This window comes from Pseudomonas sp. B329 (genome assembly GCF_023127835.1).
GTDB lineage: Bacteria > Pseudomonadota > Gammaproteobacteria > Pseudomonadales > Pseudomonadaceae > Aquipseudomonas > Aquipseudomonas synxantha_A.
Genome location: NZ_SPKP01000030.1, coordinates 58,374 through 74,237, shown reverse-complemented (window position 1 = coordinate 74,237; position 15,864 = coordinate 58,374). Strand labels below are relative to the sequence as shown.

At 57.0% G+C, this 15,864-nt stretch carries 15 protein-coding genes and 1 tRNA gene; 12 read left to right on the top strand and 4 right to left on the bottom strand.

Going from position 1 to position 15,864, the window contains the following annotated elements; genetic code table 11:
* Nucleotides 1-5: 5 nt before the first annotated feature.
* From E4P00_RS17085 to E4P00_RS17055, 7 genes are all read left to right on the top strand, one after another.
* Nucleotides 6-1,289: an arsenic transporter gene (locus tag E4P00_RS17085; protein ID WP_248132213.1), complete on the top strand. Its 1,284-nt coding sequence runs from the start codon at nt 6-8 to the stop codon at nt 1,287-1,289.
* Between the two features lie 11 nt (nt 1,290-1,300).
* Nucleotides 1,301-1,792: an arsenate reductase ArsC gene (locus E4P00_RS17080; RefSeq protein WP_032875512.1), complete on the top strand. Its 492-nt coding sequence runs from the start codon at nt 1,301-1,303 to the stop codon at nt 1,790-1,792.
* A gap of 148 nt (nt 1,793-1,940) precedes the next feature.
* A complete protein-coding gene (locus E4P00_RS17075) occupies nt 1,941-2,552 on the top strand; it encodes a LysE family transporter (RefSeq protein WP_032875515.1) in 612 nt (203 codons plus the stop codon).
* A 318-nt stretch (nt 2,553-2,870) separates the two neighbouring features.
* Nucleotides 2,871-3,164, top strand: a complete 294-nt coding sequence (locus E4P00_RS17070; protein WP_078821317.1) for a hypothetical protein — start codon at nt 2,871-2,873, stop codon at nt 3,162-3,164.
* 235 nt (nt 3,165-3,399) lie between these two features.
* Nucleotides 3,400-6,114 carry a magnesium-translocating P-type ATPase gene (gene mgtA, locus E4P00_RS17065; RefSeq protein ID WP_248132211.1) on the top strand — a complete coding sequence of 905 codons (2,715 nt, stop codon included), beginning with the start codon at nt 3,400-3,402 and terminating at the stop codon, nt 6,112-6,114.
* Between the two features lie 63 nt (nt 6,115-6,177).
* Entirely contained in the window at nt 6,178-6,525 is a 348-nt protein-coding gene (locus tag E4P00_RS17060; RefSeq protein WP_005788155.1) for a DUF2493 domain-containing protein, read from the top strand.
* 18 nt (nt 6,526-6,543) lie between these two features.
* Nucleotides 6,544-7,365 (top strand): hypothetical protein, encoded by an 822-nt coding sequence (locus tag E4P00_RS17055; protein ID WP_103735129.1) that lies wholly within the window; start codon nt 6,544-6,546, stop codon nt 7,363-7,365.
* Here the strand turns inward: E4P00_RS17055 and E4P00_RS17050 are convergent.
* A complete protein-coding gene (locus tag E4P00_RS17050; protein ID WP_248132210.1) occupies nt 7,362-8,057 on the bottom strand; it encodes a tellurite resistance TerB family protein in 696 nt (231 codons plus the stop codon). The genes E4P00_RS17055 and E4P00_RS17050 overlap by 4 nt on opposite strands.
* 125 nt (nt 8,058-8,182) lie before the next feature.
* On the opposite strand from E4P00_RS17050, the gene E4P00_RS17045 reads away from it, so the two are divergent.
* On the top strand, nt 8,183-8,710 hold the full coding sequence (locus E4P00_RS17045; RefSeq protein ID WP_223018347.1) for a DinB family protein: 528 nt from the start codon (nt 8,183-8,185) through the stop codon (nt 8,708-8,710).
* Between the two features lie 100 nt (nt 8,711-8,810).
* On the opposite strand, the gene E4P00_RS17040 is transcribed toward E4P00_RS17045, so the two are convergent.
* A complete protein-coding gene (locus E4P00_RS17040) occupies nt 8,811-9,287 on the bottom strand; it encodes a hypothetical protein (RefSeq protein ID WP_228308390.1) in 477 nt (158 codons plus the stop codon).
* 224 nt (nt 9,288-9,511) lie between these two features.
* Between E4P00_RS17040 and E4P00_RS17035 the strand changes: the two genes are divergently transcribed.
* The 3 genes from E4P00_RS17035 (at nt 9,512) to E4P00_RS17025 (ending at nt 12,481) form a co-directional block, all read left to right on the top strand.
* Nucleotides 9,512-9,598, top strand: a tRNA-Leu gene (locus E4P00_RS17035).
* Nucleotides 9,599-10,099: 501 nt separating this feature from the next.
* A complete protein-coding gene (locus E4P00_RS17030) occupies nt 10,100-10,378 on the top strand; it encodes a hypothetical protein (protein ID WP_032875536.1) in 279 nt (92 codons plus the stop codon).
* Nucleotides 10,379-11,032: 654 nt separating this feature from the next.
* Nucleotides 11,033-12,481 carry a serralysin family metalloprotease gene (locus E4P00_RS17025; protein ID WP_248132209.1) on the top strand — a complete coding sequence of 483 codons (1,449 nt, stop codon included), beginning with the start codon at nt 11,033-11,035 and terminating at the stop codon, nt 12,479-12,481.
* A gap of 124 nt (nt 12,482-12,605) precedes the next feature.
* Here E4P00_RS17025 and E4P00_RS17020 read toward each other — a convergent pair whose 3' ends face one another.
* Nucleotides 12,606-13,244: an NAD(P)H-dependent oxidoreductase gene (locus E4P00_RS17020; RefSeq protein ID WP_078821309.1), complete on the bottom strand. Its 639-nt coding sequence runs from the start codon at nt 13,242-13,244 to the stop codon at nt 12,606-12,608.
* A 25-nt stretch (nt 13,245-13,269) separates the two neighbouring features.
* Between E4P00_RS17020 and E4P00_RS17015 the strand changes: the two genes are divergently transcribed.
* Entirely contained in the window at nt 13,270-13,806 is a 537-nt protein-coding gene (locus tag E4P00_RS17015; RefSeq protein WP_236648006.1) for a MerR family transcriptional regulator, read from the top strand.
* Nucleotides 13,807-13,916: 110 nt separating this feature from the next.
* Here E4P00_RS17015 and E4P00_RS17010 read toward each other — a convergent pair whose 3' ends face one another.
* Entirely contained in the window at nt 13,917-15,776 is a 1,860-nt protein-coding gene (locus E4P00_RS17010; protein ID WP_078821308.1) for a calcium-binding protein, read from the bottom strand.
* Nucleotides 15,777-15,864: the final 88 nt, after the last annotated feature.

The window sequence follows — 15,864 nt, the reverse complement described above, 5'->3', positions numbered from 1 at the left end:
TATTCATGCTTGTCGCAATTGCGATTTTCCTCGTCACCATCGTACTGGTCATCTGGCAGCCCAAGGGCCTTGGCGTGGGCTGGAGTGCCAGCCTGGGCGCGATCCTGGCCCTGGGTTGCGGGGTGATCAGCCTGGCGGACATCCCGGTGGTGTGGCACATCATCTGGAATGCCACCGGTACCTTCGTCGCACTGATCATCATCAGCCTGTTGCTGGACGAAGCCGGCTTCTTTGCCTGGACAGCCCTGCATGTGGCGCGTTGGGGGCGTGGCCGCGGACGGCGGTTGTTTGCCTATATGGTGCTGCTGGGTGCGCTGGTGTCGGCGCTGTTTGCCAATGACGGTGCGGCGTTGATTCTCACGCCCATCGTGATGTCGATGCTGCTGGCCCTGCGTTTTTCACCGGCAGCGACCCTGGCATTCGTCATGGGCGCGGGGTTTATCGCCGATACGGCGAGCCTGCCATTGGTGGTGTCGAACCTGGTAAACATCGTCTCGGCGGACTACTTCAAGATCGGCTTCAACGAATATGCCGCCGTGATGGTGCCGGTGAACCTGGTCAGCGTGGCCGCGACCCTGGCAGTGCTGCTGTGGTTTTTCCGCCGGGACATTCCCCAAACCTACGACCCGGCCGACCTGGAAGAGCCCGCCAGTGCCATCCATGACCCCGCGACGTTCCGCGCCGGTTGGTGGGTACTGGGTATTCTGCTCATCGGCTGTTTCGCCCTGGAACCTCTGGGCATTCCCATCAGTGCGATTTCCGCCGTCTGCGCCGTACTGCTGCTGGTGATTGCCGCCAAGGGCCATAAGATTTCCACGCGTAAAGTCCTCAAGGAAGCGCCCTGGCAGATCGTGATCTTTTCCCTGGGCATGTACCTGGTGGTGTATGGGCTGCGTAACGCCGGCCTGACCGACTACCTGGCCACCTGGCTCGACACTTTCGCCACCTATGGTGTGTGGGGCGCGGCTATGGGCACCGGGGTGCTGACGGCACTGCTCTCATCGGCGATGAATAACCTGCCGACGGTGCTGATCGGCGCACTCTCCATCGAGTCCAGCCATGCTGTGGGCGTGGTCAAGGACGCGATGATCTACGCCAATGTGATCGGCAGCGACCTGGGCCCTAAAATCACCCCCATAGGCAGTTTGGCCACCTTGCTGTGGCTGCATATCCTGGCACGCAAAGGCATCACTATCACTTGGGGTTACTACTTCAAGGTCGGGATCGTGCTGACTTTGCCGGTGCTGTTGATCACCCTCGCTGCCCTCGCCTTGCGCCTGAGCGTTTAAAGGAGCCTGCAATGAAAGTGCTTTTCATGTGTACCGCTAACAGTTGTCGCAGTATTTTGTCCGAAGCCATGTTCAATCATATGGCGCCTGAGGGCTTCGAAGCGATCAGCTCCGGCAGTTTCCCCAAGGGCCAGGTTTTGCCCCGCAGCCTGAGCACGCTGCAGGCAGCCGGCATCAGCACCGAAGGTTTGTACAGCAAGGGCAATGACGCCTTTGAAGGCAGCCCGCCGGATGTGGTCATCACGGTGTGCGACAACGCGGCCGGGGAAGCTTGCCCTGTGTATTTCGGTGCGGCGGTGAAGGCGCATTGGGGGTTGCAGGACCCTTCCCACGTGCAGGGTGATGAAGCCCAGGTAGACGCTGCATTCAAGGCCACCCTCGACATTATTGCCGCTCGCTGCGAGGCGTTTTTTGCGCTGCCATTTGCCAGCCTCGGCGCGGATGAATTGAAGGTTGAACTTGAGCGTATAGCCTCAATGTGGGAGGGGGCTTGCTCCCGATAGCGGAGGGTCAGCTACAGATGAGCTGACTGACACACTGCTATCGGGGGCAAGCCCCCTCCCACATTTGGATCGTGGACCATTCAAATCTGCATGGTTTCTTAACCCTGCGCTGACGTATGCTTTCGCACTTTCCTGAAAGGACACGAGCATGCTGTCGATCTTTGTCTATGCGCTGGTATTCGGTTTTGTGTTTTGCCTGTCTCCTGGCGCGGTGCTGGCAGAGACCCTGCGTCGCGGCTTGCTGCATGGTTTCACACCGGCCCTGATGGTGCAGTTTGGTTCCCTCGTAGGCGATGCGGTCTGGGCAGTGATCGGCCTCACCGGTATTGCACTGCTGATTCAGCATGATGCGGTGCGAGTGCCACTGACGATCTTCTGCGCGCTGTACCTGGCCTGGCTGGGCATCCGCAGCCTGATTGATGCGTGGCAGTTACCCGCAACCGACAACGTCCCTGCCAGCTCAGGCAAAAATGCGTTGGCCGTAGGCGCGGCGATCTCCCTGGCCAACCCGAAGAATATTGTCTACTGGGGCGCCCTGGGCAGCGCCCTGTCGGGCATCGTCGGCGCAACCCCCAGCCAAGGGCAGACCCTGACGTTTTTTGCCGGATTCATGCTGGCGTCGGTGCTCTCGTGTTTTCTCACCGCCGCGTTGGTGAATCTGCTGCGCAAGAACGCATCACCGACCTGGCAACGCGTGAGTTATGCGGCGTGCGGTTTAGTATTGATCTATCTGGCGATACTCGCCGCGCAAGGTATATAAAGTTATCTGGCCAGTAACTTGAACATGCCTCTTGTCTGAACAAACTCTGAACGCGGACTAATTTAGTTAATCATGCGTTGACATTCTGTAACGCTCTGAGTAGATTGCCCGTGCCCGCAACTGGGGCCTTTTTTAAACCTCACAAAAGAAGCCAATGGACACAGTATCTAGTCGCTGTCCGAGCACCGCCTCTGCGGGCATCGGGCGCCAAACCCAGAATATGACAGGACTCGCCTTCCAGGTCCGGTAAGCTGCGCTAGAGCTCGATGCTCCACCGTAACTGCCTCACCGGTCGCGTGTCCGGTCCCGAGGTGTGTTATGACCTTCCAACTCATTGCTTTACCCGATGTACCTACACTGGCCGCAGCCTTGCGCGCCAAGCTGTGCCGCGAGCCCGTGGGCTTCAGGCCAACCCGCCCGGCCTTTGCTGCACCCTCCTCCCAAGTACGCCCGGTACCGCCGCTGGCGCACTGGCGTATCTGCCCTGACAGCGGCCAACTGGTGCAGCACTGGGATCACGCCGACCCTCAAGACCCACAGAGACCCAAGGTTTCCAGCCTGGCGCAAGCCAGCTTGATGCTCGGTCTTTACGTGAGCGCTCGCGCCGCCTGACCTGGCTGGAAACAACAACTTTCTTATTGATGCCCTGGAGTTCTTTATGAACAAGTCCAGTAGGAGCCCGCTGCGCGCAAGTTAATTAATGCGCTGTTAGCGGGCATTGTAGAAGTTACCTGAACACTTTATTTAAACCGATCGCGAAGTCCGCGGCTCGGCATGCTTTCGCTCGCCTGTATGCAGGTAAGTACTGGGTATGTTTTGTCGAGAATTGGCGACAGGAGTACAGACAATGAGCGCCGTAAAAAACACGCCTCTGCACAAGAAAAATGGCACCGCTGCCGACACCAAGCTGTCGATGCGCGCCGCCCGTGAAGCCCAGAATGGCCTGGCGGCCACCCTCGCCAATGTACGAGCCACCCAGGACGGTCTGACCGAACTGGACGCCTCGGCGCGTCTGCAACGGGAAGGCTATAACGAAGTCGCCCATGACAAGCCGCCACACGCCATCGTCCAGTTCCTGCAGGCACTGAACAACCCGTTCATCTACGTGCTGTTGACCCTGGGCGGCATCAGCTTTGTCACCGACTATTGGTTGCCACTGCAGGCGGGTGAAGAAGTCGATCTGACCAAAGTCATCATCATCATGACCATGGTGTTGCTCAGCAGCCTGCTGCGCTTCTGGCAGGAACACCGCTCGGCCAAATCCGCCGAGGCCCTGAAGGCGATGGTACGCACCACCGCCACCGTGCTACGTCGCGAACAGGTCGGCGCCCAGCCCACTTTGCGCGAAGTGCCGATGCGCGATCTGGTGGCCGGCGACATCGTGCAGTTGTCGGCCGGCGACATGATCCCCGCCGACATCCGCCTGATCGAGTCACGCGACCTATTTATCAGCCAGGCCGTGCTGACCGGTGAAGCCTTGCCGGTGGAGAAGTACGACACCCTGGGCGATGTCACGCAAAAATCCGCCTCCAACCTCGCCGCCGACCAAGGCAATCTGCTGGACCTGCCGAACATCTGCTTCATGGGCACCAACGTGGTGAGCGGCCGCGCCAAGGCGGTGGTGGTGGCTACCGGACCGCGCACTTACTTCGGCTCCCTGGCCAAGGCGATTGTCGGCTCGCGGGTGCAAACCGCCTTCGACCGTGGCGTGAACAGTGTCAGTTGGCTGCTGATCCGCTTCATGTTGGTGATGGTGCCGATCGTGTTCTTCCTCAATGGCTTCTCCAAGGGGGACTGGGGCGATGCCTTCCTGTTTGCCCTGGCGGTGGCCGTCGGCCTGACCCCGGAAATGCTGCCGATGATCGTCAGTGCCAACCTGGCCAAAGGCGCGACAGCCATGGCCAAGCGCAAAGTGGTGGTCAAGCGCCTCAACGCGATCCAGAACTTCGGTTCAATGGATGTGCTGTGCACCGACAAGACCGGCACCCTGACCCAGGACAAGATCATCCTTGAGCATCACGTCAACGCCTTCGGCCAGCGCGACGACGCGGTGCTGTCCCTGGCCTGGCTCAACAGCTTTCACCAGAGCGGCATGAAGAACCTGATGGACCAGGCCGTGGTGCAGTTCTCGGCGCAAAACCCCAAGTTCCAGGTGCCATTTGCCTACAGCAAGGTCGATGAATTGCCCTTCGACTTTGTACGCCGTCGCCTGTCGATCGTGGTCAAGGATGCCGCCGGTGACCAGTTGCTGGTGTGCAAAGGGGCCGTGGAAGAGATGCTGAGCATTTCAACCCACACCCTGGAAGACGGCGCCGCCGTACCCCTGGACGATCGCCGTCGCGAGGCACTGCTGGCGATTGCCAACGACTACAACGAAGACGGTTTCCGGGTACTGGTGGTCGCAACCCGCCATATCCCCAAGGCATTGGCGCGTCAGCAATACACCACTGCCGATGAACGCAACCTGGTGATCCAGGGCTTCCTGACCTTCCTCGACCCGCCGAAGGAAACCGCGGGCCCGGCAATTGCCGCGCTGCAACAGATTGGCGTGGCGGTCAAAGTGTTGACCGGCGACAACGCGGTGGTCACCAGCAAGATCTGCCGTCAGGTCGGTCTTGAGCCAGGCGAGCCGCTGCTGGGCGTGGAAATCGAAGCCATGGACGACGCCACCCTGCTGCGCCGCGTGGAAGAACGCACGGTGTTCGCCAAGCTGACACCGCTGCAAAAATCCCGTGTGCTCAAGGCGCTGCAAGCCAACGGCCATACGGTGGGCTTTCTCGGCGACGGCATCAACGATGCACCGGCGCTACGGGATGCCGACGTGGGTATTTCGGTGGACAGCGGCACGGATATCGCCAAGGAGTCGGCCGACATCATCCTGCTGGAAAAGAGCCTGATGGTGCTGGAAGAAGGCGTGCTCAAGGGCCGCGAAACCTTCGGCAATATCATGAAGTACCTGAACATGACCGCCAGCTCCAACTTCGGCAACGTGTTCTCGGTGCTGGTAGCCAGTGCGTTCATTCCGTTCATGCCGATGCTGGCGATCCACCTGCTGCTGCAGAACCTGATGTACGACATCTCCCAATTGGCTCTGCCGTGGGACAAGATGGACAAGGAATACCTGGCCAAACCGCGCAAGTGGGATGCAAAAAATATCGGCCGCTTCATGATCTGGATCGGGCCGACCTCATCAATCTTCGACATCACCACCTTTGCCCTGATGTGGTACGTGTTCTCGGCCAACAGTGTGGAAATGCAGACCCTGTTCCAGTCCGGCTGGTTTATCGAAGGGCTGCTTTCGCAAACCCTGGTGGTGCATATGCTGCGCACCCGCAAGATTCCGTTCTTCCAGAGCACGGCCGCCTGGCCGGTGTTGATGATGACCTGCATCGTGATCGCCTTGGGCATCTACGTGCCGTTCTCGCCGCTGGGCACCCTGGTGGGTCTGCAACCGCTGCCGATGGCGTACTTCCCATGGCTGGTAGGCACCCTGCTGGCTTACTGCTGCGTCGCTCAACTGATGAAAACGATCTACATCCGCCGCTTCAAGCAGTGGTACTGATCCCCCGCCATTCAAACGGTGGTGGTCGCCCGGCCGCCACCGCGCAATACAAGGATGCTCCCTATGCGCGTCTTGATCTGTGCAGGTCGTCATTACGCCGACACCAAAAAGTCCCGCCACGTGCTGGACGCTTACCACCGCCTGCACCCAGTGCAGGTGTTGATCCACGGCGGCAACCAGTTCCTCGGCAGCGAGATCGAGGAATGGGCGCGGGAAATCGGTATAGACGTGGTGCGCTACCCACCCAATTGGCAGCGCCACGGCAAGCAGGCGGAACGCCAGCGCAACCACTTCATGCTGGCCGACAGCCGCCCCGACCTGATCATCGCCCTGCCCGGCGGTGACGATACCTCGGAGCTGGTCTGCCAGGCCAAAGCCAGCGGCATTTCGGTGCTGACCGTAGAAAGCTGAATTCAAGCGAGGTGCATCATGCACAACCCACACAACCCGAAGCACCCGGACGGGTTTGCCAAATATCGCGCGCGCCATTTGCGCAGGGCGCGTCCCACCCTGCTGCTCTTGCCACCGGCCAAGCGCCGCGCCCTGCAGCGCAACCTGATCTTTATCGGCGTGACGCTGGGCACGCTGTTGATCCTCGCCCTGGTTTCCAAGGCGAATGCTGCCGGCGGCGCCTACGTGGTGGATGATGGCGCGATCAATGCGCCTGGCGAATGCAACATCGATGCCTGGCACACCGCCAATCGGCACGCAGGCAGTACGCACAACGAAACCTTGTCCCCGGCCTGCACGTTCAGTGGTATGCCATGGGTGCAGTGGGGCGCGGCGTTATCGCGGGCCACTGACGCGGGAAAGGGCGAAACGCAAGTCAGCCCACAGGTGAAGGCGCAGCTGTTGTCACGAGAAGACCTGGGGCTGGAGTTGGCAGTCGCCGCTGGGGCGCACATTGCTCTCGATCGTCAGCACGCATTCGACGGCGCTGACTTCAACCTGCCGTTAACGTGGCAGGCCATGGATGCATTGCGCCTGAACCTGAATGCCGGCTGGAACCATGCCTATAACGACGGCGCGCAACAGCACCGCCTGACCTGGGGCATGGGTTTCGAATACCAGCTTGCGCAGGTGTTGACGTTGATTGGCGAACGCTATGGCCAGGAAGGCGGTGAACAAGCATGGCAGGCGGGGCCGAGATTCCACGTCGGCAAGTTTGTCGACGTGGACCTGGTGGTCGGGCGCAGTTTGACTGGGGACCGTGCCCAGTGGCTGACCACTGGGGCTACTTTCAGGTTCTAGGCCTTGGCCTGTTGCTCCAGGTGGACCTGCAACTGCGGGTCGATTTGCAGCTGCCCGGCCAGATCGTCCAGGTAGTTGCGCTCGGCGTCCTGCTGATCATTGACCAGCAGGACGCTGGCCAGGTAAATCTCCGAAGCGATTGCTGGGTCCTTGGCATATTCAGCGAAATCTGCGGCATCCAGTGGCTTGGCGACTTCGGCGTCGAGCCACTGCTGCAGTTGTGGATCGTCGGTATGACGGCCGATCTCGGTAGAGATCATCTTTTTCTCTTGCTCATCGATCCTGCCGTCCGCCTTGGCTGCTGCGATCATTGCACGCAGTACGCCGTGGCTATGGGCTTCGGCTTCAGGCCCTTCAAGCTGGTCAACGGTCTGGATGGCTTGCTGCGGTGCATTCGCCTGCTGACGTTGCCACGCTTGATACGCCTGGAAGGCGGCCATGCCGAGAGATGCCAGCGCCGCGTAATTCATTCCGCCGCCGCTACGCGTCTGGGTCGTGCCGCCTGCCGGAGCGCCGCCCAACAAGCCACCCAGGCCACCCAGTAAACCACCCAAGCCGCCACCCGCTGATGCATTGCCGGTACCGGCGTTTTTCAACAAACCTCCAAGCAATCCGCCCAGGCCGCCGCCCGAAGCGCCGCCGCCTTGCTGCCCTGCTCGCCACAGTTGTTCCAGTAGATCGCTGGTATTCATGGTGTCGCCCTCCCGGGGCGCAATAATGGCGTTTATCAAACATAGTTCGCCTGCGATGGAACACCATGACCGCCGGGCGGGCAAGCTTTATGATGTCGCCACCATGCCGTCAAGGGAGAACCGCGGTGAACCGCATCGAGCATATTGGGTTGATGGCCCACTACAATCAATGGATGAACCGTAAGGTCTACGCCGCCGCCGGCACCTTGACCGACGCGGAGTTGACGGTGGATCGCCAGGCGTTTTTCGGCTCGATCCTCGGCACCTTGAACCACCTGATGCTGGGCGACACAGTCTGGCTCAAGCGCTTTGCCGAACATCCGGCGGGCTTTCGCGCGTTGGCACCGTTGAGTGACATCCCTACACCGGTGGATCTCAAGCAATTGGCCTTTGCCAACTTGAGTGAACTGTCAGCCCATCGCGCCTGGCTGGATCAATTGATCATTGATTGGGCCAACACGCTGCAGGAGTCTCATCTGGACCAGCGCCTGCGCTACCACAACATGCGCGGCGTGGCAGGCGAGAAGCCCTTCTTCAGCCTGCTGGTGCACTTTTTCAACCACCAGACCCACCACCGGGGCCAGGTAACAACACTGCTGACCCAGGCTGGCGTGGACGTGGGTACTACCGACCTGCTGGCACTGATTGACTGAACGCGGGCACAGCGCATTACACAAATCTTGCTCACGAATGCGGTACGTCAGGCACTGAGCCAGTTACTGAAGCACCGCTTTCCCGAGCAAGCCCTCTCCTTTACTTCACCTTGCTGCTCAACGTCTCCACACTGCGCTTCAAATCATCCAGGCCGCGCTTGAGGCCGGCGATTTCGTCTTTCTGCCGATCTATCGTATTTTTCTGCTCATCCACCGTGCGCTTGAGACTCGACAACTGGCTATCACTGCTGCTGGAACTCGACCCGTCTTTACGCTTGAACTCGTCAAATGCACGATCCTGATCATCCATTTTGGTTTTCAGGCTTTGCAGCTCGCTTTCGCTACGCTTTTGCGCCGCTTGCAACGCCTCGATATCGCCGACGGAAATACTCGACGACTTCAACACATAGGTATTGCCCGCCTCTACCGAGGCGCCCGTCAATCTGTCTGTCGACGATGCACTGAACTCTCCCCACCGCACCGCACTCGCCGCCTGCGCCGGGCCAGCTATCGCCGCACCCAACAGCCCCACCACGCCTGCAGCCATCATCCAAGAACGCCTACGGACACTGAGCATCAACTGACTCCTTTGCGATTTGCCGGGATGGCATGTCGCTATGACTGTCATTTATGAGGCTTGTTCCTGCGGCGCAAGCATTCATCAGGACTTAACCCCAAGGCCCTGTAGATCACTGATCTGCCACGCTTTTTCATCGGTATCTTTATGCAGGAAAGCGCGCTTCGAGGTTGCGCCGAAGCGACAGGATCTATATATTCCCAACCCTGCTACACCGCGCTACCGCCCGAATGGCGAAACTGGTAGACGCATGGGACTTAAAATCCCCCGCTCGTAAGGGCGTCCCGGTTCGATTCCGGGTTCGGGCACCATAGATATCAAGGGCTTGCCAGGGAAACCTGAGCAGGCCCTTATCTTTTCTGCTCCGCAATTCTCTCTAAGCTCTACGAAAACCAACTGGCTCTAGAAACTTCCATCATTGAGTTGCCGAGCCGGGTGGAAGCAGCGAGGGCTAAAGTGCTTATTTACTCCAGATTGAATACTAGGCAATGGGCCTATGCGAAAGAACTCGAGTGAATAACAACTATTTCAAAATCTTATTTAACCATTCGTCGGAATCGACGCGTTGGCAAGGTAATGACACCTTGCATTTTCCCGCCTGTAGGCTTGACTGCGGAAGCAGGTAGAACAATATACATGCAACAAATTACATTTTACTTGGAGTCCAGCATCGAGCTGGACTCCAGTATCAATTGAATATGGCGCCAGCGAGTTAACCTAACTACGGCTTTTCTGTAGCAGTGGCAAGTCTGCAGCTTTATTTTAAATAGGGAGCCAACTCATGGAATTTAAAATCCAAAAGGAATGCAAATATGGCTATCACAATCACAAACGGCGCAAGCAGAATTGTCAAAATTGCAGTAAGTGCATGGCATACTGATACAAACCCCAGTGAGGACTACTACCCAATAGAGCAAGGTAATAGCGACACGTGGACGCGCAGCGATTCAAGAGGCTATTTAATGGTCGTCCAAGGTCTAGCAAAGACAAACGAGTACTACATTTCCTCCAGCAGCAAAATCGTTATCGAGGATGACCGTGTCAAAGATCACGGCCAATCTATTAGTCCACTAACGTCTGTCAATGCCTGATGTGTGTCGGTAAACGCATGTAGAGGTCACTCAAAACAGGAGACGGCCGAGAAAATTCATGCCCGGGCCGGAGTTGCCAACCCGACACATTAGTAAGTATTGGCACGTCCTCTTCAGTATTTTGGTGCTTCTATAGTTCCCCCATCTGCAAAAAACTCCGTAGATGTCAATCTACGGAGTTTTTAAGAGTGGAGGCCAAGGTTTTTTGCAAGAGCAATCTACGGGCGAGTGAGATCAAATCGTTCGCTTTCGTTGTTATCTCGAAGCGAGAGCAATGCCAGGCAGAAGACAGCTGCACGACCGATCTCTACATACTGACCGGCTAATTGGCCGAGTCAGCATGAGAAGTGATCTGGCCGTGATCAATATATTGAGGGCGAGCCATCAATAGGCCGCCACACTACTTAACCGCCTCTTGGATGCACCTTGAGAACCGTGAATTACCGCCCCGCAATAAAATCAGTCAATTGACTCACCAACCCAAGGTGCCTTAATAATTTTTAAGAATATATCAACAAGTTATATAACATATTTAATTTTTAAATAACACTAAACCCATAAGTCCTTTATAAATGACTACCACAACAAGAAGGCAACGAAAACGTGATAAGCATATAACACTTCAAATCAATGGACACGAAGGAATGTACTCGTATGACTATCTTGGCGAAAAATCTTGTTAGCCCACTCACCACTTCGGCGCAGCTGCGAACAAGTGACGATTACCAGGCACTCTATAATTTTTCACACACCTATGATCGAGGAGGATTTAATTCCTCACAGGGCAAGCCGTCTTACACTATTGCGCAGGCCGCGGATGAAATAACTCGAGGAGGTTACTATTGGGGTGACAACGACCACAATGGGAAATACAACTTCACCTACAGCTTTCTGACTTCAGAAAGTCAAGCATACGCCTCCGAGAACGTGTCTGGATTCAGCGCATTCAACGCTCAACAGAGATCCCAAGCAGCCCTTTCGTTCCAATCCTGGTCGGACGTCGCCAACATTTCATTCATCGAATCCAGAAGCGGAGGTGACGCACATATATCACTGGGCAATTATAGTAATGACCTGCAGCATGGTGGTGCCAGATCAGCTTTCGCCTTCTACCCCAATAACAGCGGAAATAGCGATGCGTTGTTTTATACCAATCAAAACTATCAAGAAAATTTAACACCGGCAAACGGCAATTACGGTCGTCAAACCTTGACCCATGAAATTGGTCACACGCTTGGACTGCAGCACCCAGGTTCGTACGACGCCAGTGTGGGTCAACCGTCGTATTCGGATGCGAAATATGCCGAAGATACACATGCTTACTCCGTGATGAGTTACTGGAGCGAGAGCAACACCAACCAGAACTTCAGTAAAGGTGGTGTCGAAGCCTATGCTGCCGGCCCGCTGATCGACGACATCGCCGCGATCCAGAAGCTCTACGGTGCCAACTACAGCACTCGCGCCGGTGACACGACCTACGGGTTCAACTCCAATACCGGGCGCGATTTCCTCACTGCCACATCCGATGCCGACAAGCTGGTGTTTTCGGTATGGGACGGCGGCGGCAAAGACACTCTGGACTTCTCCGGTTTCACTCAAAACCAGAAGATCAACCTTACTGCCACCTCGTTTTCTGATGTGGGCGGCCTGGTGGGCAACGTGTCGATCGCCAAGGGCGTCACCATCGAGAACGCATTCGGCGGTTCGGGCAACGACCTGATCATTGGTAACCAGGTCGCCAACCTCATCAAAGGCGGGGCCGGTAACGACCTCATCTACGGAGGTGCCGGCGCAGACCAATTGTGGGGCGGCGCCGGCAACGACACGTTCGTGTACGGTGCCAGTTCCGATTCCACGCCACGCGCTGCGGACAAGATCTTTGACTTCACCTCGGGCTCCGACAAGATCGACCTGTCGGGCATTACCAAAGGTGCGGGCTTGAGCTTCGTCAATGCATTTACCGGCCATGCCGGCGATGCTGTGCTGAACTATGCCTCGGGTACCAACCTGGGCACCTTGGCTGTGGACTTCTCCGGACACGGTGTGGCGGATTTCCTCGTCACCACCGTCGGCCAGGCAGCCGTCAGCGACATCGTGGCGTGATACAAAGCGCGGCGCTTCGCGCGCCGCGCTCAATGATTGGCAAGGAACTCACGATCAAATACTCGATTCTACCCATGCAGCTGCGCCCCACTATTGCTGCAATGTGGAGCGGCTGCACTTCTCCCTAGTTGATTTCGGTTACGAAATTTTCGCGAGAGCGCCGTACTTTTTTCAGGTTTACCAGCCAGTCAGACTCTGCTGCCCGATACCCCAAAGGCAGGAGCACCACACTGCGCAGATGCCTGGCTCCCAGTCCCAGAATCTCATCGACAGCCGATGGGTCGAAACCTTCCATGGGCGTCGCATCGACTTGCTCGGATGCCGCGGCGATTAAAGCCGAGCCGAGGCCGATATAGGCTTGGCGCGCAGCCGCTTGATAGTTGGCCTCCTGCCCACGCTCGGCGACTATACCGAGGAGCATTTGACGGTAATCTTCCCAACCCTGGTTGACGGTAGCTCGTACCGTATTGGTCAGGTCGAACATCATGTTGACACGCTCAGGCGTGATGTCATCCCAGGCGGCGAACACCAGTAAATGAGAGCAGTCGGTCACCTGAGACTGATTCCAGCTGACCGCCTTAATCTTTTCGCGAATTTGCGGATTGGTCACCACCAGCAATTCAAATGGCTGGAGCCCGCTCGACGTCGCCGTCAGTCGTACCGCCTCCAGGATTCGCTCCAGCTTTTCAGCAGGTATTGTCTTGGACGAATCGTAACTTTTCGTCGCATAACGCCAATTCAGCAACTCGGTTATTTTGCTCATTCTTCACATTCCACGTAGGTCAACGGTGTTTATCCAGCCCAATCCGATTACCTTCCGGATTACGCTGCGGCTTATACTGCGGATTAAAGTCAACTTGAAGGTCAAGCAAAAAATGAAGATAGGCGAGATTGCGCGACGTACCGGCCTTGCTGCTTCAGCAATACGCTACTACGAGGAGCAAGGCCTGCTGGACGCCCCCACGCGCGACATGAACAACTATCGCTATTACAGCGAGTCCACCATTAAACGCCTGGAAGTCGTGATCCACGCGCAAAGGCTGGGGTTTTCCCTCGACACCATTCGTGGCCTTTTCCTTCATGACGGGAGCTGCTCCAAATCGCTCACTCTGGAACAGATCAATGTACGTCTGGAGGAGATACAGCAAATCGAAGCCACACTAAAAGTGCAGCGTGAGGAGTTGTTGATGCTGCAACAAACCCTTGAAGAAAGCCTTCGTACTGGCATCGCACCGGGATTGGATTGCCCGCGCAGCGCTGAGCGATCAAGGCCTGATCGAGCCGTAGTCATGCGAAGCAAGCACATGATGGCTACCGGCAAGTGAGGAAAACGCGATACTGCGGGATATAGATTGCTATAAAACGATAAGCAAGAAAAAACCCCACAGCATCAGCGATCCTGTGAGGTTTTACCGCCAACTGTACCGATGCCGCATCAAACCACGCTGATCATCTCTGCGCTCAGCTGTGCCGCATTGAACCCCACCAGGGTGACACTGCTGTCCCCCGCCAGAATCACGCTGTCACTGCCGTTCTGGGTGGTGGACCCGATTACAGCATCGGCGCTCGCAAACAACGACTTGGCGAACACCAGCAGATCATGCCCGTTCTGATGGATGTTGAAGTCGCTGATCACGTCGTGGCCGAACCCGCGCTGATCGAACACAAACAAGTCGCTGCCCACGCCACCACTGAGCTGGTCATTGCCCTGCCCGCCGATCAAAACATCATTACCGCTGGCGCCATACAGCGAGTCGTTACCCATGCCGCCCAGCAACGTGTCGTTGCCGTCACCGCCGTGCAGCAGGTCATTGCCGGCGCCACCGTCGAGCCGATCATTGCCGTTCTGGCCGAATATCAGGTCGCGTGCTGCAGTGCCTTTCAGGGTGTCGGCCAGTTGGCTACCTTCAATGGATCTGGCGTAAGCCTTGTCGGCGCCGAACAGGCCATCGAAATCCAGCTTGCCGTTGGTGACCGTATAAGACGGCGTCAGCGTCTGCCCGATACCGCTGAAGATGCCACCGATAACAGGCAGTTGACCGAGCGTGTTGGCAAGGCCCGTTTCGAACTCGACATGCTCTACGCCATGCAGTTCTTTAAGGCCGTATTGGCCGCTGCTATCGTTCAAAAACAACGTACCGTCGCTCAGTTTCACGGCTTCGTAGGCGGACGCCGTACCTTTGAGAAAGACTTTGTCATCGCCTGCACCGCCAGCAACGATATCGGTACCGGTACTGACCCGGAAACTGTCGTTACCACTGAACCCGTCGAGGAAGTCATCGCTGCGACCATCCTGCAGCTTGTCTGCACTGTCGGTGCCCAGCAGGAAGGCCGGTGTACCGTAATGGTTGGAGGTGGCGGTCTGTTTGTCGCTGACCCAGGTGAAGCTGCGGCTGATCGCGTCGAGGTTGCTGATCACGATGGTGCTATCGCGCTCGATGTAATCGTAGAACGTCGACTGGGCGATGCGCTGGATGGGGTTGATGAAAATACCTTCGAGGTGCGCGGCCCATCCTGACAAGTTGGCGATGGAAAACGGACCGTTGGGCCAGGTTGGCAGGGCGTAGATCGTATCGAACAGCACGATATTGTCGGTCGTCGAGGTGTAACTGGCGTCACTCCCCTGAAGAGCGTCGATGATGGCGCTTCCCACGTTGGTTTCCTGACCGGTGAGGCGGTGCACCACATCGTTTTCAAAACCGAAGTTGTAGATTCCGTCGCTGTTGCTGGACTTGGGTGACTCCATGCCAAAGTAGCCCGAATCCTTGAAGAAACCGTCTGCCAGCGTGTCTTTGCCGATATACATACTGTTAGTGACTGAGCCACCCTGGCTGTAGCCGGTTACCAGCACATCCTTGCCGCTCAGGTTGTGGCCTATCGCGTAATCCTTGATTGAATTGAGCAGGTACTCATAGCCGTTGATATACGAGTTATCGATCATGGCCGGCCAGCCCAGCAGATCAGTCAGGGAGTTGGTGCCGGCAATGGAAAACCCCATTTTCAGCAATTGACCACTGTCATCGTATTGACCAAACACCCTGGCCTGGGAACCGAACACGCCATCGCCGGTGAAGCTTCCGGTGATATCGGTGTGACTGCTATCAACGCTCAGTTCATTGGCGCCGATTTCACGCCAGCCTTTGGGCAATGCAAAGGTGTTGCCCTCCCCCAGTACCGCCCCTGGAAGGTTGTAGAGCGCGCCTACGGTCGCGACACCGCTGGTGTAAGTGGCGAGGTTCCAGGCATCTGAAATCAGCACACGGGCATCTTGACCCTTGTAATCGAATATAGCCATGTCAGTACTCCTTGAGCCCAGCGATCAACACCGAAGTCGACGGTAATAACTGATACGTCGGGCTAAACAATATGCATTGAAGTTGTTG

Bases quoted from the DNA above. Each gene is read 5' to 3' on its own strand.
- E4P00_RS17085 (WP_248132213.1), top strand. From the start codon at position 6: ATGCTTGTCGCAATTGCGATTTTCCTCGTCACCATCGTACTGGTCATC.
- E4P00_RS17080 (WP_032875512.1), top strand. From the start codon at position 1,301: ATGAAAGTGCTTTTCATGTGTACCGCTAACAGTTGTCGCAGTATTTTG.
- E4P00_RS17075 (WP_032875515.1), top strand. From the start codon at position 1,941: ATGCTGTCGATCTTTGTCTATGCGCTGGTATTCGGTTTTGTGTTTTGC.
- E4P00_RS17070 (WP_078821317.1), top strand. From the start codon at position 2,871: ATGACCTTCCAACTCATTGCTTTACCCGATGTACCTACACTGGCCGCA.
- mgtA (WP_248132211.1), top strand. From the start codon at position 3,400: ATGAGCGCCGTAAAAAACACGCCTCTGCACAAGAAAAATGGCACCGCT.
- E4P00_RS17060 (WP_005788155.1), top strand. From the start codon at position 6,178: ATGCGCGTCTTGATCTGTGCAGGTCGTCATTACGCCGACACCAAAAAG.
- E4P00_RS17055 (WP_103735129.1), top strand. From the start codon at position 6,544: ATGCACAACCCACACAACCCGAAGCACCCGGACGGGTTTGCCAAATAT.
- E4P00_RS17050 (WP_248132210.1), bottom strand. From the start codon at position 8,057: ATGAATACCAGCGATCTACTGGAACAACTGTGGCGAGCAGGGCAGCAA.
- E4P00_RS17040 (WP_228308390.1), bottom strand. From the start codon at position 9,287: ATGCTCAGTGTCCGTAGGCGTTCTTGGATGATGGCTGCAGGCGTGGTG.
- E4P00_RS17030 (WP_032875536.1), top strand. From the start codon at position 10,100: ATGGCTATCACAATCACAAACGGCGCAAGCAGAATTGTCAAAATTGCA.
- E4P00_RS17025 (WP_248132209.1), top strand. From the start codon at position 11,033: ATGACTATCTTGGCGAAAAATCTTGTTAGCCCACTCACCACTTCGGCG.
- E4P00_RS17020 (WP_078821309.1), bottom strand. From the start codon at position 13,244: ATGAGCAAAATAACCGAGTTGCTGAATTGGCGTTATGCGACGAAAAGT.
- E4P00_RS17010 (WP_078821308.1), bottom strand. From the start codon at position 15,776: ATGGCTATATTCGATTACAAGGGTCAAGATGCCCGTGTGCTGATTTCA.